General features: G+C 42.0%; 18 protein-coding genes. 11 read left to right on the top strand and 7 right to left on the bottom strand.

What is annotated here, in order from left to right; translation table 11 throughout:
- The coding region (gene tnpA / locus ABZA00_RS10335; RefSeq protein WP_372882087.1) for an IS200/IS605 family transposase at positions 1–322 on the top strand (322 nt) is incomplete at its 5' end.
- Between the two features lie 338 nt (positions 323–660).
- On the opposite strand, the gene ABZA00_RS10330 is transcribed toward tnpA, so the two are convergent.
- Complete coding sequence (locus tag ABZA00_RS10330; RefSeq protein WP_372882086.1) at positions 661–2,454, bottom strand: EAL domain-containing protein; 1,794 nt, start codon at positions 2,452–2,454, stop codon at positions 661–663.
- Positions 2,455–2,990: 536 nt separating this feature from the next.
- Positions 2,991–3,899 carry a dienelactone hydrolase family protein gene (locus tag ABZA00_RS10325; RefSeq protein WP_372882085.1) on the bottom strand — a complete coding sequence of 303 codons (909 nt, stop codon included), beginning with the start codon at positions 3,897–3,899 and terminating at the stop codon, positions 2,991–2,993.
- A 649-nt stretch (positions 3,900–4,548) separates the two neighbouring features.
- Between ABZA00_RS10325 and ABZA00_RS10320 the strand changes: the two genes are divergently transcribed.
- The 10 genes from ABZA00_RS10320 (at position 4,549) to ABZA00_RS10275 (ending at position 13,198) form a co-directional block, all read left to right on the top strand.
- Positions 4,549–4,926, top strand: a complete 378-nt coding sequence (locus tag ABZA00_RS10320; RefSeq protein ID WP_372882084.1) for a DUF3461 family protein — start codon at positions 4,549–4,551, stop codon at positions 4,924–4,926.
- Between the two features lie 251 nt (positions 4,927–5,177).
- The gene (locus tag ABZA00_RS10315; RefSeq protein ID WP_372882083.1) at positions 5,178–6,113 is read left to right on the top strand and encodes an ROK family protein; all 936 of its coding nucleotides are present in this window, start codon (positions 5,178–5,180) and stop codon (positions 6,111–6,113) included.
- 45 nt (positions 6,114–6,158) lie between these two features.
- A complete protein-coding gene (locus tag ABZA00_RS10310; RefSeq protein WP_372882082.1) occupies positions 6,159–6,482 on the top strand; it encodes a PTS lactose/cellobiose transporter subunit IIA in 324 nt (107 codons plus the stop codon).
- 349 nt (positions 6,483–6,831) lie between these two features.
- Entirely contained in the window at positions 6,832–7,260 is a 429-nt protein-coding gene (locus ABZA00_RS10305) for a universal stress protein (RefSeq protein ID WP_372882081.1), read from the top strand.
- A 112-nt stretch (positions 7,261–7,372) separates the two neighbouring features.
- Positions 7,373–7,798: a universal stress protein gene (locus ABZA00_RS10300; protein ID WP_372882080.1), complete on the top strand. Its 426-nt coding sequence runs from the start codon at positions 7,373–7,375 to the stop codon at positions 7,796–7,798.
- A 298-nt stretch (positions 7,799–8,096) separates the two neighbouring features.
- Positions 8,097–10,001 carry a molecular chaperone HtpG gene (htpG, locus tag ABZA00_RS10295; RefSeq protein ID WP_372882079.1) on the top strand — a complete coding sequence of 635 codons (1,905 nt, stop codon included), beginning with the start codon at positions 8,097–8,099 and terminating at the stop codon, positions 9,999–10,001.
- 157 nt (positions 10,002–10,158) lie between these two features.
- The gene (gene adk / locus ABZA00_RS10290; protein WP_372882078.1) at positions 10,159–10,803 is read left to right on the top strand and encodes an adenylate kinase; all 645 of its coding nucleotides are present in this window, start codon (positions 10,159–10,161) and stop codon (positions 10,801–10,803) included.
- A 68-nt stretch (positions 10,804–10,871) separates the two neighbouring features.
- Positions 10,872–11,834 carry a ferrochelatase gene (hemH, locus tag ABZA00_RS10285; RefSeq protein ID WP_372882077.1) on the top strand — a complete coding sequence of 321 codons (963 nt, stop codon included), beginning with the start codon at positions 10,872–10,874 and terminating at the stop codon, positions 11,832–11,834.
- Between the two features lie 33 nt (positions 11,835–11,867).
- Positions 11,868–12,386, top strand: a complete 519-nt coding sequence (locus ABZA00_RS10280; protein WP_372882076.1) for a C40 family peptidase — start codon at positions 11,868–11,870, stop codon at positions 12,384–12,386.
- Between the two features lie 389 nt (positions 12,387–12,775).
- Positions 12,776–13,198, top strand: a complete 423-nt coding sequence (locus ABZA00_RS10275) for a universal stress protein (protein WP_372882075.1) — start codon at positions 12,776–12,778, stop codon at positions 13,196–13,198.
- A 163-nt stretch (positions 13,199–13,361) separates the two neighbouring features.
- Here ABZA00_RS10275 and ABZA00_RS10270 read toward each other — a convergent pair whose 3' ends face one another.
- The 5 genes from ABZA00_RS10270 to ABZA00_RS10250 all read right to left on the bottom strand — a co-directional run bounded on the left by ABZA00_RS10270 (position 13,362) and on the right by ABZA00_RS10250 (position 18,288).
- Complete coding sequence (locus ABZA00_RS10270) at positions 13,362–14,489, bottom strand: JmjC domain-containing protein (RefSeq protein ID WP_372882074.1); 1,128 nt, start codon at positions 14,487–14,489, stop codon at positions 13,362–13,364.
- 127 nt (positions 14,490–14,616) lie between these two features.
- A complete protein-coding gene (purB, locus tag ABZA00_RS10265; RefSeq protein WP_372882073.1) occupies positions 14,617–15,990 on the bottom strand; it encodes an adenylosuccinate lyase in 1,374 nt (457 codons plus the stop codon).
- Positions 15,991–16,034: 44 nt separating this feature from the next.
- On the bottom strand, positions 16,035–16,664 hold the full coding sequence (gene hflD, locus ABZA00_RS10260) for a high frequency lysogenization protein HflD (protein ID WP_372882072.1): 630 nt from the start codon (positions 16,662–16,664) through the stop codon (positions 16,035–16,037).
- A gap of 52 nt (positions 16,665–16,716) precedes the next feature.
- Positions 16,717–17,820 carry a tRNA 2-thiouridine(34) synthase MnmA gene (mnmA, locus tag ABZA00_RS10255; protein ID WP_372882071.1) on the bottom strand — a complete coding sequence of 368 codons (1,104 nt, stop codon included), beginning with the start codon at positions 17,818–17,820 and terminating at the stop codon, positions 16,717–16,719.
- A gap of 162 nt (positions 17,821–17,982) precedes the next feature.
- The gene (locus tag ABZA00_RS10250) at positions 17,983–18,288 is read right to left on the bottom strand and encodes a hypothetical protein (RefSeq protein WP_372882070.1); all 306 of its coding nucleotides are present in this window, start codon (positions 18,286–18,288) and stop codon (positions 17,983–17,985) included.
- Positions 18,289–18,624 lie beyond the last annotated feature (336 nt).

Below are 18,624 nucleotides of genomic sequence, written 5' to 3'. Positions count from 1 at the left end.
GTTTAATGATGAAAAATTAATTAGGTTACGAGAGATTCTGGTAGAGGTGTGTTTGGAGTTTGAAGTAGAACTCACTGAGTTTAACGGAGAACAGGATCATGTTCATTTACTTATTGAATACCCTCCGAAAGTCCAGTTAAGTAAATTGATCAACTCACTCAAGGGGGTTAGCTCTCGATTGATACGAAAAGAGTTCCCCGATATACATCGTTATCTATGGAATGGTGCGTTATGGTCTCCCAGTTACTTTGCCGGATCATGTGGCGGTGCTGCGCTAGATGCCCTGACGACTTATATCGAGCAACAAAATAGACCTAAGTAACGGTAATGCTTCGCATCAATGATTTTCATCACCGCCATGAATGACGGTGTTTTTCATCTAAATGGATAAAACAGAACACAAATTTAATCAGATTAGGGGCTGTTGACCTTTCGAGTACAAATTTTGTTCAATGTAAAAGCGTTCTGAGCAAGGCGCGAGGAGCGAAGCATAGTTATTCTATGTAAACGACGAGCAACGCAGCACAGGACGCTTTTAGATGAACCCGTAGGGCTGCATTTGTTCGAGCTTTCTACTCCGTTATCGCCAGCTTATTACACTACGCAGGCTCTGCCTTGTATAAAACACGAACAAATTACTGCAAAAATGCACGCGAAAGGTCAACAGACCCCAGTATTAAGCCTTTGTTTTTGAGAATAATCGTTTATTTCTCTGCTGTCGTAGATAAATAAAGAGTTGCCTCTGGTTTTTTTAGCCATGGATTTTGCGTGTGATGCCAACACTGCAATTTCCTGAGAGCATTTACAAACTGGTGGTGGCAGACAGACGCTGCCGATGGATAAACTTAATAGAGGGTAAAATTGTTTTTCCCCGGCCCGATCGACACCAGATATTCCGCCCATCATTTGGTCTTCCGGGCGGTAGCGGTGGCGAACCCATTCTGAAAATTTTTCCAGTATGCTATCACATTGCTGTTGCCAGTTATCGGTGGATAAAATCAGAATAAAATCATCCCCGCCAATGTGACCGATAAAATCATCTCTGTTAGTGACTGTTTCCCGTAAAATATCAGCAAGACCGGTAATAATCTGATCCCCTTTTTCATAGCCGTAATAATCATTGTAGGGTTTAAAATTGTCTAGATCGAGATAGCAGACAGTAAAGACTGACTGCTGCTGAAGGTGCTGATCCAGTTTTTTATTGATAGGTACATTGCCCGGTAGCAGGGTCAAGGGGTTTGCGTAACGCGCATTATTAATCTGCAGGTCGGTAATGATTTTAAGAAGATCGATGATTGAGCCGATCCCCTGATATTGTCCATTTCGGGTGATAATGAACTCCAGGGCTTTTTGTTTTTCAACCTGCTCGCTGATTAAGCCACTGGCTTGTTCAATAGGCAGATCACTTTCTAAAAACAGTACATGGCGATCGACCAGCGAGCCGATACTGTTTTTGCCTGATAATTCCCGGCCATATTGTGAAAAAAATAATTTTGTCAGGCTGTTACGGCGCAGCAAACCAACCGCTTTTTTTCCATCAATAACAGGAATACTTTCCAGTTGCGGGTTTTTATTAAATAAGCTGGCACTGGATTCTACTGTAGTTGCCAGGTTGATAACATCAACATGCTGCAGTAACGCCCCCACGGTTTCGGAAGAGATAAGTTTATTTGATGACTTTTTTGTCAACCTTGTTGCGCTAAAAATATCATTTTTTATCCGCCTGGCGGGTAATAATGCCGGATGCGCTATGTAATATCCCTGATATAATGGCAGGTTCATTTTTTCTATAAATTTGAACTCGGCAGCGGTCTCAACACCCTCTGCAATTACTTTACAGTTTAACTCTTTGGCGATATTTTTAATTGAGTGTACAAATTGCTGTTTTACTTTGTCATTATGAATGTTATGGATAAAATGGCGATCAATTTTGACGTAATCAGGTCTTAATTCATACCACATACGCAGCCCGGAATAACCGGCACCTAAATCATCCATGGCGATTTCAAAGCCCATCGTTTTATAATGTTTCAGTGCCTCGCGGACCACTTCATAGTTTTCTAATGGACTATGTTCAGTTAATTCTATCACTACGCGTCTTGGATCCAGACCGATTTTCTGCAGCATCGCCAGGGTGCGACCCGAACGAAAATTGGGCTGAAAAAGCGTTTCCGGACTGGCATTAAGAAACAGTTTTCCCGGCAGGTTGAGTTTCTTAAACTGCACAATCGACAGTTCCCGGCATAACAGTTCAAGCGCTACTAATCGTCCCTGCTCGCTGGCGGCTTTAAATAACGACAGGGGCGAATAAAAGGCTGTATTTATCGGGCCGCGTATTAATGCCTCATAGCCAAAAATAACAGGAGCGTTATTTTCAATAATTGGTTGAAAATAAACACTCAGTTTTTTACCCTGAATAATTTTTTCAAGTGATAGGTCAGTTAAATTTGGCATGTTATTTTTCTTATTTATTGATTTTTAATAGGAAAAATAAAACCTTTATATGACAGTTTGATGAAAGTTGCTTAAAAATAGGTAAAAAGAGATGTCAATATGTGGGAAGTCAGGAGGATCTATACCCATGATACTTCAAGATGCAAAGTCAGCAAGGCAAATTGTGCCGATATGCGAGGCATAAAATTGAAGTATAGTTATTCTACATAGAGATTTTATAACAAAGCAGATGGGTACAATTTGCCTTGCCCTACGGGGAGCGAGCTCGAAAACCAGCGCTGCGTTGCAGCAATCGAAAAGGGAATACCATTACCTCATGCTGCGTCTTGCTCTGCTCTCCGAGCTTGCGCCTGACAAAGCATCTTGAAGTAACATGGGTATAAGTAATGTTATGTAAGCCTGCAATGCAGCCACTTCGCAACAGACAGTCATTGCGTATGTGTCATTGCCATAAAATTATAACAACGACACAGATTACTTTTGCAGCATTCTCAATCTGTTGAACTGTTTGTTAACTGCATACTATCTTTTTGTCTTCAGATGAGGTACTTGTTAAAAAAATCAATGCTGCGCTGCCAGGCAAGCTCTGCATTTTCCTCGTCATAACGTGCTGTTGAGTCATTATGGAAACCATGATTCGTTTTCGGATAGATATGCGCAATGTAGTTTACATTCTGTGATTTTAAATCTTGTTCATACTCCGGCCAGGTGTCATTCACCCTTTGATCCAGTTCTGCAAATTGCAGCATTAAAGGAGCCTTAATGTTTTTCCGTAAGGCCTTGGCTGCCGGCGTGCCGTAAAACGGAACTGCTGCATCTATACTGCCGGGAATAGTTGCCGCCAGCATGTTAACGATATATCCGCCAAAACAGAAACCCACAGCGCCTAATTTACCATTGCTTGAAGGATGCTCTTTTAAAAACAGCGCGGCGGCAATAAAATCCTGCTCTATTTTTGCTTTATCCATCGAGCTCTGCATTTTTCTGCCTTCGTCATCATTACCCGGATACCCGCCTAAGGTATGCAATATGTCGGGAGCAAAGGCAATGAAGCCTGCTTTTGCTAAGCGTCGTGCCACATCTTCGATATAAGGATTAAGACCGCGGTTTTCATGAATCACTAAAACAACAGGCGCTTTAGCGGTCAAATTTGCAGGTGTCACTAAATAACCTCTCCCTTCTCCATGCCCCTGCAGGGAAGGAAAAGTCTGATATTCAGCTTTTATCTCCGGATCATTAAAAGATACCTGTTCAGCCAGAGCATAGTTTGGCGTTAATGCGGATGCCAGCATGGTCATTGAAAAACCGGCGACGACCAGGGTCGACAGTTTTTTCATAAAGGTGCGTCTGTCCATCAACCCATGGGCGTACTCATCATACCAGTCGAAAGCCTCTTGCGGTATAGGCTGGATCGTTGTTAATTCAGGATCTTGTGGCGTTAACATAATGACCTCACTGTTGATTGTTAAATGGCTTGAATTAAGAGGGAGTCTCTCAAATTAAAATCCGGTTTTGTGATCGTTGCTGCAAATAGTTATATAACTGCCAATGAAATAGTTTACGACTGAAACAGAAAAAAATCGAATAAACTAAAGTTGTTAATAACATATTCTTTTTGTTAATGATGTTAGCTTTGTTATATCAATAAATACCGTGGAATATCAACAAATTAATTTTTACTTAAAGAGTGTAAGCAAGGTTTAACAGTTCTAAACTATTAGTATGTTCAGTATGTTCAGTATGTTCAGTATGTTGATCTTTCGCGTGTATTTCTGCAGTAATTTGTTGCTGTTTTATACCAGGCAGATCCTGTTTAGTGTAATTGTTCTACATAAGCTGGCGATAACGTAGTAGATGCGCGAACAAATGCTGCCCTACGGGTTCATCTGGAAGCGTCCTGTACTGCTCAAAGTTTAAATAGAATAACTCCTCGCGCCTTGCTCAGAACGTTTTGAGATGGAACAAAATATGGGCAAATAAAGGGCAACAGCTTCGTCTCTGGAAGGTTGATCAAGGGCGGTAAACTGTAAACTGATAGATTTACTTTCTTAATCAATGCGACAACCGTTTATCATTCATTTTTAAGGAATTATTATGTATCCGAACTTAAAGAATATTGGTGTTGTAAATTATGAAAATATAGATAGATATACGCTTCGCCAGGAAGCTGATAATGATATTTTGAAAATATATTTTCGCAAAGCTTCGCGGCAGTTTATCGCTAAGAGTCTAAAGTTTAAGTTTCCAAGACAGCGAAAAAAAATACACGGAGAGCCGGGCAGCAACGGATTTCGCAATGTATCCGAAATCAACAGTACATTACGTTATGTGATCAGGGAACTTGATATGCTGACCAATCATGTAAAAGAAGAAAAAGAGATAAAAGAGCAGTTACTAAGTGATTTGAAACACTTGGAGTCTGTGGTTGCCAGTAAAATAAAAGAGATGGAAGAAAAGATAGAAAAACTATAAAAACAGCCAGATTATAAAGAAAGTGCGATATAAGATTACTCTCTCTATGTGGAGCACCATAATGGCTTGGCGCGTAAGAAAAAAGTCAGTTTTTTTGCACCACGTACTGTTTGACACAGTCAAATAGAGTGGTTGCTTATTGGGATTGCAAACAACGCAGTTATCATTACTTTTACAACTAAGATTAACCGGATCTTTATGCGGATTGCTATTAGATGGATTAATTCAATTGATCAGGTAAAAGAAAGAGTATGAAATATTATTTAGCTTTTGATATTGGTGGCACAACCATTAAGTTTGGCGTACTGGATGAAAACGCTAATATTTTGGTGAAGGATAAAATTAGCACAGATCTTAAAGGCAGCACTATTATTGCCAATCTCGTTAAAATTAAAGAAAAATATGCAGCGCACTATGATTTGGCTGGTGTCGCTTTTTCTATGCCGGGTTTTGTAAATGTACAAACAGGATATTTGCAGACGGGCGGTGCGATTAAAGATTTTTACGGTGTTAGTTTTAAACAAATGATGACGGAAAAGCTCGCTTTACCCGTTGAACTTGACAACGATGTTAACTGCGTCGCAATGGCTGAAAAATGGAAGGGTAATGCACAAAACCTAGCAAATTTTATCTGTGTGACTATCGGTACGGGCATTGGCGGAGCTATTTGTATCAATAATCAAATTTGCCGGGGGCATAGTTATATGGCGGGAGAGTTTGGTTATATGCTGATCAATAATGTTTTTCAGTCAGAACACCCGGATAATACCACTATGAGTCAAACCGCTTCCGTAAAAGAAGGCCTGAGAGAGGCTTATGTTAATGCAAAAGGGAATGGTGAGCTCGAAGCAATATCCGGTGAAGATATATTCCGATTTGCGCAGCAGGGCGATCCGATTGCGATCACTGTGATAGATAAATTTTATCAGAGCATCGCAGTCGGATTATACAACTTAACGTTTGTTTTAAATCCGGAAAAAATCATTATCGGCGGGGCAATCAGCAGCCGGGATGAAATACTTGCTGAGATTAAACAAAAATTTCAACAAATAATCGATTCTCAAGCCCCTTTAAAAAATTTCTCAGTCGCTGATCTTGTCAGTATCGAAAGCAGTAAATTTAATAATGATGCGGGCATAATCGGGGCTGTTTATCACTTCTTAAACATGGCGGAGAGTCGCCATTGAGCATAACCGCCATTACAAAAATAGTTAATTTAAGGTAGATAAATAATGATCTCAGGCGAAGAATTAGAAACAACAGTAATGGAACTTATTATTAATGCAGGAGAATCAAAGTCCTGTGCAATGGAGGCGTTAAACGCCGCTAAAACTGGCAAATGGGAGGAGGTTGATCAGTTATTAACTTTATCACTGGAAGCTTCAAAACGCGCACATAAAGTGCAAACCGCGCTGATTGGTTTGGATGGAGGGCAGGGGAAAGTGCCGGTCAATCTTATTATGGTACACGCGCAGGATCATATTATGACCGCCATGCTGGCGAAAGAAATGATAGAAGAGATGATTAATATCCACCGCATTATCCAGGGAAAATAAAAGGCCTGCTGCTTTTTTACCATCACTCCGCAAGTTTACATTCAGGCATTAATGTTAATTGGTGCCTGACTATCCATTTATCCCCCTGCAAATTAACGAACCTTTTAGCTTTAGGTTTATCTGCAAATAAATAAAAAACCGTTACTGATTACCCAGTCAATGAAAATTTTAGTGCTAGTCTTATCGTGTAGGCGGTTAGAAAATTATTACGTTTTTTAAACTAGATGGTGCTTAGGAACTCTGTCCCATGGTTGTTTGGGTGACTGCCTGGTAGCAAGGTGTAATGGTAATCAAACCGTTGCAAAAAACAGGATCTTATTTCAGGTGTTGTTCAAATTGTGAGGATGCTATGAGCTATAAGCATATATTAGTCGCTGTTGATTTATCCAAGTCCAGTGAAAAAGTAATTGAGAAGGCGGTCTTGATAGCTAAAGGTGCGAATGCGCAACTGTCACTTATTTTTGTTGATGTTGATAATGTATCTAACATCGGCATCGCAAATTTAGAAATTTCGACTCTCCCTTCTGTTGAGGAGAGAGAAAAGACATTGCAGGATGAACTGCAGGCATTAGCCGATAAGACGAATTACCCGGTTGAAAGTACAATTGTTGTGATGGGCAATTTAGCACCTAAATTAATAGCAACAGTTAAACAGAAGGATGTTGATCTGTTGGTTTGCGGTCACCACCATGACTTATGGAGCCGACTATTATCTTCAGTAAATAAACTGGTGAATTCAGTGGAGACGGATTTATTGATTGTTTATCTTGAAGAGTAGGATTTATTCAGGTGAATAAACGCTGATCTGTTTTGTATTGCGTCAAAAAAGATTAGCAGTATTAAGAAACTGAATCGATATTTGCTGCTGTTGCGCCATATAGGGGAAAGCTATGAGCTATAAACATCTGTTAGTCGCTGTGGATTTATCGCCATCAAGCGAATTTATTATCGCGAAGGCTGTTGCGCTTGCCAAGGACGGCAATGCAAAAATATCACTTATTTATGTTGATGTTGATTATGCCGACAATTATACCGGGTTAAGCTATTCTCAATACAGTAAATTAGAGCCGGTAAGCCAGAGAACGAGTTCTCTGGAAAAAGAGTTGCAGGCATTGGCGGAAAAAACTGATTACCCGATTGCAAACAGGGTATTTTTAACGGGCGATCTGAATAAAAATCTGCAACTGACCGTTGAAAAACTCGGGGCCGACTTATTAGTTTGCGGGCACCATCACGACTTCTGGAGTCGTTTGTTATCTTCCGTGCGTAAGATGATCAATACTTCATTGATAGATTTATTAATTATCCAGCTGTAGTTTGTGGGGGTGTTTTGCTTATTAAATAACCCTAACCTCTGGCGGATGCAGGGAAGAGTTTCTAAATGAAGCATTATCCGCTATTTTAAACCGTCAGCCGACAGCCCGTAGATCGAAAATAGGTAAAGCTTATCCACGAGTGCTTAGCATCGCATATTGTCTGTCAGTTGTTCCCATTAATCTGCTTATTTTAGAAAATTTTGCATACTTGCCTTGAAATCCTAAGCCATGACCCCATTTCACTTGTATCGTTTAAACCAAAGTCTTGTTTAGGCTAAATCTGAGAGAAATAGATATTATGGAACATCAACAAAATCATACTTTTAGCGCTGATACTGGCAAACTGCTTAAATTAATGATTCATTCTTTATATTCAAATAAAGAAATTTTCTTACGTGAACTTGTCTCTAATGCGGCAGATGCGGCTGACAAACTACGTTTTAAAGCCCTTTCCGATGGCTCTCTATTTGAAAATGATGCTGATCTACGTGTTCGCTTAAGCTTTGATGCAGACCTTAAAACGATTACGATTAGTGATAATGGTATCGGTATGACGCGCGATGAAGTTATCGAACATTTAGGTACCATTGCAAAATCAGGTACCAGCGATTTCTTTGAACAACTTTCCGGTGATCAGGTTAAAGACTCACAGCTGATCGGTCAGTTTGGTGTCGGTTTCTATTCAGCCTTTATCGTTGCAGATAAAGTCACGGTAAATACGCGTAAAGCGGGCGATGATGCCTCTCAGGGAACTTGCTGGGTTTCTACCGGTGAATCAGATTACAGCGTCGCTGATATCGAAAAAGCGGATCGCGGAACTGAGATCATCCTGCACCTTCGTCCGGAAGAAACTGAATTCTTAAACGAATACAAGTTACGCACTATTGTTTCAAAGTACTCTGATCACATCAGTATTCCTGTTGAAATGTACAAGGAAGCAACAGAAGAATCAGAAGGCCATGACGGCGAAAAAATTCCTGCAACTGAAGCGACCTGGGAAGCGATCAATAAGGCCACGGCACTGTGGAATTGTGCTAAGAGCGACCTTAAAGACGAAGAGTATAAGGAGTTCTACAAACATATTGCCAATGATTTTGAAGATCCTCTAACCTGGAGCCATAACAAAGTTGAGGGTGAGCAGGAATACACCAGTTTACTTTATATCCCGAAACGTGCTCCTTATGATCTGTGGAACCGCGAAAAAGCACACGGTCTGAAACTTTATGTGCAACGTGTCTTTATTATGGATGATGCGGAACAGTTTATGCCGACTTATTTACGTTTTGTAAAAGGTGTGCTTGATTCAAATGATCTGCCGCTAAACGTTTCCCGTGAAATACTCCAGGATACACGTGTCACTTCTAAGCTGCGCAGCGCATGCACTAAACGTGTTCTTGATATGCTGACTAAGTTTGCCAAGAAAGATGAAGAAAAATACAATCTGTTCTGGAAAGAGTTTGGTCAGGTATTAAAAGAGGGGCCTGCTGAAGATGCAGGCAACAAAGAAAAAATCGCTAAACTGTTGCGCTTCTCTTCGACTGAAACAGATTCCGCTGAACAAACTGTGTCTTTAGACGCTTATATCAGCCGTATGGTTGAAGGGCAGGATAAGATCTATTACATCACTGCAGATAGTTTCAATGCAGCGAAAAACAGCCCGCACCTGGAAGTATTACGTAAAAAAGGTATTGAAGTATTATTACTTTCAGACCGTATTGATGAGTGGTTATTAAGCCATCTGCCTGAATATCAGGATAAAACTTTCACTTCTGTGACACAGGGTGACCTTGATTTAGGTAAGCTTGACAGTGAAGAAGAGAAAAAAGAGCAGGAGAAGCAGGAAACTGAATTTGCCAGCTTTATTGAACGTGTTAAAACTGTATTAGGTGATAAAGTTAAAGATGTACGTCTGACTCATCGTTTAACCTCAACACCTTCCTGTATTGTTGCTGACAGTGATGATATGAGCACGCAAATGGCTAAATTGATGGCGCAGATGGGGCAGCCCGTGCCGGCAAGCAAACCTATTTTTGAATTAAACCCTGAACATGTAATGGTGGTTAAATTGGCTGATATGGCAGATGAGGAGTTATTTGCACAGTGGTCAGAACTATTGCTGGAACAGGCGATTTTATCAGAAAAAGGCAGCCTGGATGATCCATCTCAGTTCGTTGGTCGTATCAACAAACTGTTACTGGCTTAGTCTGCTAAGTTAGTTGCTTTAAAGACCGGCACATGTCGGTCTTTTTTTGCCTGATGATAATGGTAAACTTGATCAAGCATGGGTATATACCAGCTTGAGAAATTTGCCTAAAACGTGTAAGTTTCGTTTTCAATTTATTTATTACAAAGGATGCAAGATGCGCATTATCTTATTAGGTGCTCCGGGCGCTGGTAAAGGGACACAAGCTCAATTCATGATGGACAAATATGGAATCCCGCAAATCTCTACGGGAGACATGCTGCGCGCAGCAGCAAAAGCCGGCACAGAGCTGGGGTTAAAAGCCAAAGAGCTAATGGATGCAGGGCAACTGGTTTCTGATGAATTAATTATCGGTTTAGTGAAAGAGCGGATCAGCGCTGAAGATTGTGCGAAAGGTTTCTTACTTGACGGTTTCCCCCGCACTATCCCTCAGGCCGATGCCATGAAAGCGGCCGGTGTGATTGTTGATTATGTACTTGAATTTGATGTGCCGGATGAAGAGATAGTGAAACGCATGGCGGGGCGCCGTGTACACTCAGGCTCTGGCCGTACTTACCACATCGTTTACAATCCGCCACAAGTGGAAGGGAAAGATGATTTGACCGGTGACGATCTTTCTATTCGTCCGGATGATGAAGAGGCGACTGTACGTAAACGTCTTGATATCTATCACTCGCAAACAGAGCCGCTGGTTGCTTATTACAAGAATGAAGCACAGCAGGGTAATGGTGCGTATCATAAGTTTGATGGTACTAAAGCTGTTGATCTTATCAGTGCTGAATTAGCTGCTATTCTAGGCTAATTGCTGTCATGAAATAAACATGAGGGGCATTTAGCCCCTTTTTTCACGCCGCTAAAGCAGAGTTGAATATGGGTAAAAAAAAAGCCGTTTTATTAGTCAATTTAGGTACACCTAGCTCTCCCACTAAAAAAAGTGTGCGCCAATTTTTACGTGACTTTTTATCTGATAAGCGGGTTGTTGACCAGCCCCGGTGGTTTTGGCTGCCATTATTAAACTTTATTATTTTACCTATTCGTACCCCCCGCGTGACCAGGCTTTATCAAAAAATCTGGTTTGAACAGGATTCTCCTTTACGTTATTACACTGAAAGACAACGCACAAAACTTGGCGCTGCTTTAAAAAATGATCAGATTACCGTGGAATACGCGATGACCTATGGTGAACCTTCGATCAGCGCTCAGTTAAAAAAGTTAACTGAGCAGGGGGTGACTGATCTAACCGTATTACCCTTGTATCCTCAGTATTCAGTTTCAACGACTGCGCCTATTTTTGATCAGTTGGGGGCGGCAATTAAACAGCAGTTTAATTTTCCAGCCGTGCATTTTATTCATGATTATCATGATCATCCTCTTTATATTCAGGCGCTAGCCAAATCGGTTAAAGAGCATTGGCGGGAGAAGGGGCAGGCTGAGCTGCTTATTTTTTCATTCCATGGTATTCCCAAACGTTATGTGACCTTAGGTGATGTTTATCAGCAGCATGCCATACGTACAGTCGAATTAGTGGCTGCTGAACTCGGTCTTACAGAGCAGCAGTATAAACTCTGCTATCAATCCCGCGTTGGTCGTGAGGAGTGGCTAAAACCATACCTTGATGCTACGTTGCCTGAGATTGCCCAATCCGGTACCAAATCAGTGGATATTATTAGTCCCGCATTTGCCTGTGATTGTCTGGAAACCCTGGAGGAACTTGCTATGGAAAACAAGGAATTATTCCTGGAAAGCGGCGGACAGCAATACCATTATATACCTTGTCTTAATGATCAGGATGAGCATATACAGCTGCTGCAGGCGTTAGTTACAAACAGATAAAACCTGTGTAGACTTTAAAGGTGGGTGAGGTTCATGAAAAATAACTTAACGGGGATCTTAAACACTCTTATTGTATTACTCTTACTCAGCGGGTGTTCACGCTCAGCCCCGATTGTTAGTGAGCCGCTACCTTTAAATAATAAAACGCTGGAAAAAAACAGTGAGGAGATAGCGCCAGAGGATCTGCTCAGTGTTTTACTGCACAATGAGTTCGATGTCTGGCAAGGGACTCCCTACCGTTTAGGCGGTGCTAATAAGCGTGGTATAGATTGCTCGGCATTAGTACAAAAAATCTACCTTAATAGTTTTAATATCAAATTACCCCGCACTACTTCCCGGCAGGCTAAACAAGGTTATGTGGTCAATAAAAACAGATTGCTGGTGGGGGATCTGGTCTTTTTTAAAACAAGTATATCGGAACAGCATGTGGGGATTTATATTGGTGAGAACAAGTTTATCCATGCATCAAGCAGTCAGGGAGTAATGATCTCCAGATTGAATAATACCTATTGGCGATCCAGATATTGGCAGTCACGCCGTATTATTGACTAGATTTTAGTATAAGGGGCTTTTACTATTAAACGCCTCCTTTCCCGCCTAAGTAACACGCCGTCAAGGGCGGAATAGCAAATTTATTAAATTTTACCTTTATTTGCAGGATAAATCCTGCGCCCCGAAAAGAATAAAGCACACCACCAATGGTTACAGACTTGTGTATAAGAGTCAGGCTGTCAGCTGTCAGCCGATAGCCCGCAGCTCTGAAATGCCGGAAAACTTATGTACGAGTACTTAGCAGCAACTCTCTCCATGAATGCAAGCAGATAAAATAGAATATGATCCGGGGCCAATATTTATTCGGGGCAGTTTTAACTCATATTATGATCAACAAACTGACTTTGGTGCTAGTCTTATTGATGGAAGCTAGATTAGAGGAGACGCGAATGAATTATGAACATATTTTAGTTGCTGTTAATTTAGCTAAAATAGATCCACAGGTAATCGACAGGGGAGTATCTCTGGCAAAAGCGGCTGGTGCCAGAGTTTCACTTATTTATGTCGATATTAGCTATGTTGATCGCGTTGCTATTTTAGATGATGAGGACGTTGAATCTGTACATAAATCCAAAGAGGAACTGGCACGTCAGTTACAACTGCTAGCTGATTGCTCTGATTACCCTATCACAAATACATTGGTAGTCAGCGGCGGATTAAGTCATAAATTACAGGAAACAGTAAGAAAAATGGATGTTGACCTGCTGGTTTGCGGGCATCATCATAATTTTTGGAGTCGTATTGTCTCTGCGGTTCGTGAACTGGTGGAGACCTCACCTATCGATCTGTTAATTGTTCATCTGGATGAGTGAGTATATATCAGCGTCACTTTAATTCACCATGTGGAATTTTTCTATCCTCGATAAAAAACAGCCAATGATTAAGGCTGTCTACTGCCGGGATTGTGTTTCTCGTTTTCTCCAGACTGCCGAAAGCAACTGCTTTAAGCAGACCGGAGAGAATAATTTAACAGTATTAATCCGCGTACCAATAACCGCAGTTTACTAAACGGGTAAATAAATTTAACGCGTCCTTATCTTCACTTAATAGCTCCAGCAGTTCACTGCCGACCTCATCCTGGTCGCAGAGGTGATGCCCTAATTGAGTAAAACCTTCACAATTAAACTGTTCACCATTAATAAACAGTGATTGTGGCTGCTGCTCAAAATAGACCGCCCGTAATCCACCCAACCTTATAAATTGAGCACCCTGTTCAAACATATCTATTACTTCCTGTGCGCTGTGGGGCTCCTCCGGCTCTGCAATATCAAGGTCGTGTTTGGCTTCACTTATCATCAGCCCAAACCAGGGGATCAGGCTTTCGGGTGAGGTACAATTCGCCAGCATAACGCGGTGTATTTCATTCAGCTCCTGCTCTTCAATTTGCCCGGGTTTCTCCCTCAGCAGCATCTCGCGATCCGTATAACGTGGCGCATCAGGATTGCTATCGATACAATAATCGGTAAAGCTGCTTAGCAGATCATTTTGATCCGGGGCACGAAATCCGACACTGTAATTAACAGATGTTTCAACGGCGTAACCCTCATGCGGGTGACCACTGGGAATATACAATATATCCCCTGCTTCAAGTTCGACATCGATAATAGCGGCAAACTCTTCGCAATGTTTAAGCGCACCATGGGCAGCAAACTCCTGTAGCTCACTCTTAGCGCCAACCCGCCAGTGGCGTTTGCCCGTCCCTTGAATAATAAACACATCATAATTATCAATATGCGGGCCAACGCCGCCTTGTGGCGTAGAGTAACTGACCATCAGATCATCAATTCGCCAGTTAGGCAAAAAGCGGAAGGGGCGCACTAACTGCTGCGCATCCTGATGCCAATGATCCACCGCCTGTACCAATAGTGTGGCTCCATCATTTTCCAATCTTTCGAAGCTGCTAAACGGACCGCTTTGTGCGTGCCATTGCCCGGCCTCCTGGTAAACCAGACGGCTCTCCAACTCATCTTCCATTGCTAATCCGGCAATCTCATCGGGCATGATAGGATCTTCAAAATCGATAAAACCTTGTTTGATAACAATTGGTTTTTTCTGCCAATAGGTGTCAAGAAAATCATTAATATCTAAATCAAGTTCGAACATAGTACCTCGCTAAAAAATAATGTGCAGATTGCAGTTATGGCTATCAGTATAGAATAAACAAAAAAGGCAACCATCAGGTTGCCTCACACTTTGATATTAAGCATTTATTGAATATCAAAAACTGTTTTTAGTTGGTTAACTTATCAACTAAGTTTATTGCCTGACCGATGTAATTCGCCGGCGTCATCGCTTTAAGTTCAGCTTTAACGGCATCCGTAAGCTCAAGTGTATCGATAAACTCTGCCATGCCCGGGCCGTCAACGCGTTTACCACGGGTTAATTCTTTTAGTTTTTCGTAGGGTTTTTCAATGCCGTAACGACGCATTACGGTTTGGATTGGCTCAGCTAACACTTCCCAGTTTGCATCCAGATCTTTAAGCATGTTTTCCTGGTTAGCTTCTAGCTTGCTGATACCTTTCAGACTTGCTTCATAAGCGATAACGGAATAACCGATAGCAACACCAAGGTTACGTAATACGGTTGAATCGGTCAGATCGCGCTGCCAGCGGGAAACAGGCAGTTTCGCAGCTAAATGATCGAAGATAGCATTTGCCAGCCCTAAGTTACCTTCAGAGTTTTCAAAATCAATCGGGTTCACTTTGTGCGGCATGGTTGAAGAGCCGATTTCTCCAGCAATGGTTTTTTGCTTGAAGTGGCCAAGACAGATATAACCCCATACATCACGGTCAAAATCCAGCAGGATAGTATTAAAGCGTGCAATAGCATCAAATAACTCGGCAATGTAATCATGCGGTTCAATTTGCGTCGTATACGGGTTGAATGTAATACCTAAACTGGTTACAAACTGTTCTGAAAACGCCTGCCAGTCAAGCTCAGGATATGCGCTCAGGTGAGCATTGTAGTTACCAACGGCACCATTTGCTTTACCTAATATTTCGGTCGCTTCAATTTGTTTAACCTGACGTTGTAAACGTGCAGCCACGTTAGCCATCTCTTTACCAAGGGTTGTTGGTGAAGCGGGTTGACCATGGGTGCGGGACATCATCGGCATAGATTTGTATTCTTGGGCTTTGTCGGTGATGGCTGCAACAATCTTTTTGCAGTAAGGAAGAATAACGTCCTTTTTAGCCGTTCCCAGCATTAATGCATGCGACAGGTTATTGATATCTTCAGAAGTACAGGCAAAGTGGATGAATTCAGAAACAGCATTCAACTCGGCAACATCAGCTACTTTTTCTTTTAAGAAGTATTCAACCGCTTTTACATCGTGGTTGGTGGTTGCTTCGATTGTTTTAACGCGTGCCGCATCTTCTTCACTGAAGTTGGCAACAATCGCATCCAGGTGTGCGTTAGCCGCATCAGAAAAGGCAGGAACTTCTGCAATACCATCAGTTGCTGCCAGTTTTTGTAACCAGCGAACTTCAACTTGTACGCGGAATTTAATTAAGCCAAATTCGCTGAAAATAGTGCGTAAAAGTTGGGTTTTGCTACCGTAACGGCCATCAACTGGTGATACAGCTGTTAGTCCTGAAAGTTCCATTTGTTGCTCCTAATATTATGTAGTGCAGATTGAGGGGGATTTGTTTAAACTCGGTGTAAATTTTGTTTTGTCTGGTGGATCATTGCCTTCCGGGAAAAAATAAGGTGGCGACGTTTACCGCCAAGCTGACGCCATAATACGGCGCCGCGTACACCGGCTAATAATAATGCGCGGATTTTATGTTGTGTTTGCGCCTGTTGCAAGCAGGAAGGGCTGCCATTGATCTGAATCTTAGGTCCGAGGGTGCTGATCAGATCTCTATAAATTGAATCCAGGTTACTCAGTACACTGGCGTCATTGATATCAAAATGTGCAAGTTGACGCTGCACCTGATTGATGCGCTGACCGAGCAGACTGAGTGTGGCTTTATTTTTGTTCAGTTTTTTTTCAAGGGTGAGCATGCCGATAATGTATTTAGTGATCTGCATATTACGGCTGTTACCGGCATTATCCAACTGCTCCAGCATGCTTCTGAAACCGACTTCAAGCGCGCTATAACTGCCATAGATCTCTAAGGGCGTGTCACTCTCGACACGCATGATGGAATGCAGAGAAGCATCAAAAGCCGCACTATCCGGGCATGTTCCTTTGGTGGCGATTTTATCTATAAGATAAGCTGCCTGACAGATTGCTGCAAACGCGATACAACGAGATTCTATATTGTGAAATGGCATAAATTTTCTCTATTAATTTGTGAATACAGTGAGTCCGAAGCTTGCGAAAAAATTATTTTTGTAAATGCTGCTCAATAATTGCGCCACCCAGGCAAACTTCATCATTATAAAATACAGCCGATTGGCCAGGTGTCACTGCAGCCTGTGGTTGATCGAAAATAACTTCCAGCGTATCGTCATCCAGCGGTTTAACAGTACAGGGAATATCCTGCTGGCGGTAACGGGTTTTTACTGTGCATCTGAAGGATTCTTTTTTAGGAATGCGATCCACCCAGTCACATTGTTTGGCAATCAGACCATAGGAGAACAGCGTAGGGTGATCTGCACCCTGGGCAACCAATAAGCGGTTGTTGTCCATATCTTTGCCGACCACGTACCACGGGTCTTCGCTGGAATTTTGTAACCCGCCAATGCCTAAGCCCTTACGCTGGCCAAGAGTGTGGTACATCAACCCTTGATGCTGACCAATCACTTCGCCCGTAGGCGTGACAATATCACCCGGTTGTGCCGGTAAGTACTCCTGTAAAAACTCAGTAAATTTACGTTCACCGATAAAACAGATCCCGGTACTGTCTTTTTTATTATGGGTGATTAAATCCTGCTCTTCGGCAATCCGGCGCACTTCAGGTTTTTCTAATTCACCAACCGGGAAGAGGGTTTTTGCAATCTGTTTTTCGCCAACAGCATAGAGGAAGTAACTTTGATCTTTATTATTATCTAAACCACGTAACAGCTGCACCTGACCATCGATTTCGCGGCGGCGTACATAGTGCCCTGTGGCGATATAATCTGCACCGAGATCTTCGGCGGCAAATTCTAAAAAGGCTTTAAATTTAATCTCTTTGTTACACATTATATCCGGGTTTGGCGTCCGGCCCGCTTTGTACTCGGCAAGAAAATGTTCAAAGACATTGTCCCAGTATTCAGCGGCAAAATTGATGGTGTGCAGAGGAATACCCAATTTATCACAGACGGCCTGCGCATCCTGAAGATCCTGGGCAGCGGCACAATACTCATCGTTATCATCCTCTTCCCAGTTTTTCATAAATAGCCCTTCAACCTGATACCCCTGCTGCTGTAACAGATACGCAGATACTGAGGAATCAACACCGCCGGACATTCCGACGATCACTTTAATTTGGCTATTGTCTGTCATAAATCATTCTCCTGCTAATTTGGAGCGAGATTTTAACAGAATTTAAACAAGAAAACAGGACGGATTGAAGCATAAATTATTTGTACAATAGAGCACCGTGGTTTGCTGATTTTATATCAGGAGACGTAATTCGCTCCCCTGATATTGGCTTTCTGCCTGTGATTATTTGAGGATTTCGACAATTTCTCGGGTTGCGTGAATTAACCTGACAATCCGGCCTTCGATAGTGATAGTTATTAACCCGTGGTTATCGACAGGCATAAGCACTTCTGCGCTGTCGTAGATCTCCTGATCAAGGCTTTCACCAACGGCCAGTTTTTTTTGCCAGCCTGGTGGGAGTTCTCCTCCTCGTGCGACTTTTTTTTGTAACCCCGGCGGCAGGTCTTGGTCTTTTTCGTACTTTGCTTCTGCGATGCCCGGAGCGAAGGAAAGTGCAACGGTTAACAAGCCCATCATCAGTTTATTCATATTTATCTACTCAAATTAAGCGGAGAAAATTCCCCGTGGCTATTAAACTATTAGCCGGCACTCCCTCTCCGGGCGGTTGTATGTAATTAAACCGGGAAATTATAGCATTCAGCCAACTTAAATGTAAAAATCACGCTGCATAAATCATAAACAACGGGCAAGTGCGGATAAAAAATGTGCTGACTTAGGGGCGGCCTTAACCTGCCCTGAAATCAGCGTTTTTATGCCGATGCATCTTTACTCGAGGGAATGGAGGCCAATCATATTGCCTTCTGTGTCTGTGATTAAAGCGATAAAACCATATTCGCCAATAGCGAATTTTTCTTTCACTACAGT

Source organism: Psychromonas sp. (genome assembly GCF_041586535.1).
Classification (GTDB): Bacteria; Pseudomonadota; Gammaproteobacteria; order Enterobacterales; family Psychromonadaceae; genus Psychromonas.
This window is presented reverse-complemented; position numbering and strand designations above follow the sequence as displayed.

Excerpts from the sequence above, each read along its gene's own strand:
- purB (WP_372882073.1), bottom strand. The coding sequence starts at position 15,990 with ATGGAACTTTCAGGACTAACAGCTGTATCACCAGTTGATGGCCGTTAC.
- ABZA00_RS10250 (WP_372882070.1), bottom strand. The coding sequence starts at position 18,288 with ATGAATAAACTGATGATGGGCTTGTTAACCGTTGCACTTTCCTTCGCT.
- ABZA00_RS10320 (WP_372882084.1), top strand. The coding sequence starts at position 4,549 with ATGTATCCGAACTTAAAGAATATTGGTGTTGTAAATTATGAAAATATA.
- ABZA00_RS10305 (WP_372882081.1), top strand. The coding sequence starts at position 6,832 with ATGAGCTATAAGCATATATTAGTCGCTGTTGATTTATCCAAGTCCAGT.
- ABZA00_RS10325 (WP_372882085.1), bottom strand. The coding sequence starts at position 3,899 with ATGTTAACGCCACAAGATCCTGAATTAACAACGATCCAGCCTATACCG.
- ABZA00_RS10270 (WP_372882074.1), bottom strand. The coding sequence starts at position 14,489 with ATGTTCGAACTTGATTTAGATATTAATGATTTTCTTGACACCTATTGG.
- adk (WP_372882078.1), top strand. The coding sequence starts at position 10,159 with ATGCGCATTATCTTATTAGGTGCTCCGGGCGCTGGTAAAGGGACACAA.
- hemH (WP_372882077.1), top strand. The coding sequence starts at position 10,872 with ATGGGTAAAAAAAAAGCCGTTTTATTAGTCAATTTAGGTACACCTAGC.
- ABZA00_RS10315 (WP_372882083.1), top strand. The coding sequence starts at position 5,178 with ATGAAATATTATTTAGCTTTTGATATTGGTGGCACAACCATTAAGTTT.
- ABZA00_RS10310 (WP_372882082.1), top strand. The coding sequence starts at position 6,159 with ATGATCTCAGGCGAAGAATTAGAAACAACAGTAATGGAACTTATTATT.
- mnmA (WP_372882071.1), bottom strand. The coding sequence starts at position 17,820 with ATGACAGACAATAGCCAAATTAAAGTGATCGTCGGAATGTCCGGCGGT.
- ABZA00_RS10330 (WP_372882086.1), bottom strand. The coding sequence starts at position 2,454 with ATGCCAAATTTAACTGACCTATCACTTGAAAAAATTATTCAGGGTAAA.
- ABZA00_RS10280 (WP_372882076.1), top strand. The coding sequence starts at position 11,868 with ATGAAAAATAACTTAACGGGGATCTTAAACACTCTTATTGTATTACTC.
- hflD (WP_372882072.1), bottom strand. The coding sequence starts at position 16,664 with ATGCCATTTCACAATATAGAATCTCGTTGTATCGCGTTTGCAGCAATC.
- ABZA00_RS10300 (WP_372882080.1), top strand. The coding sequence starts at position 7,373 with ATGAGCTATAAACATCTGTTAGTCGCTGTGGATTTATCGCCATCAAGC.
- htpG (WP_372882079.1), top strand. The coding sequence starts at position 8,097 with ATGGAACATCAACAAAATCATACTTTTAGCGCTGATACTGGCAAACTG.
- ABZA00_RS10275 (WP_372882075.1), top strand. The coding sequence starts at position 12,776 with ATGAATTATGAACATATTTTAGTTGCTGTTAATTTAGCTAAAATAGAT.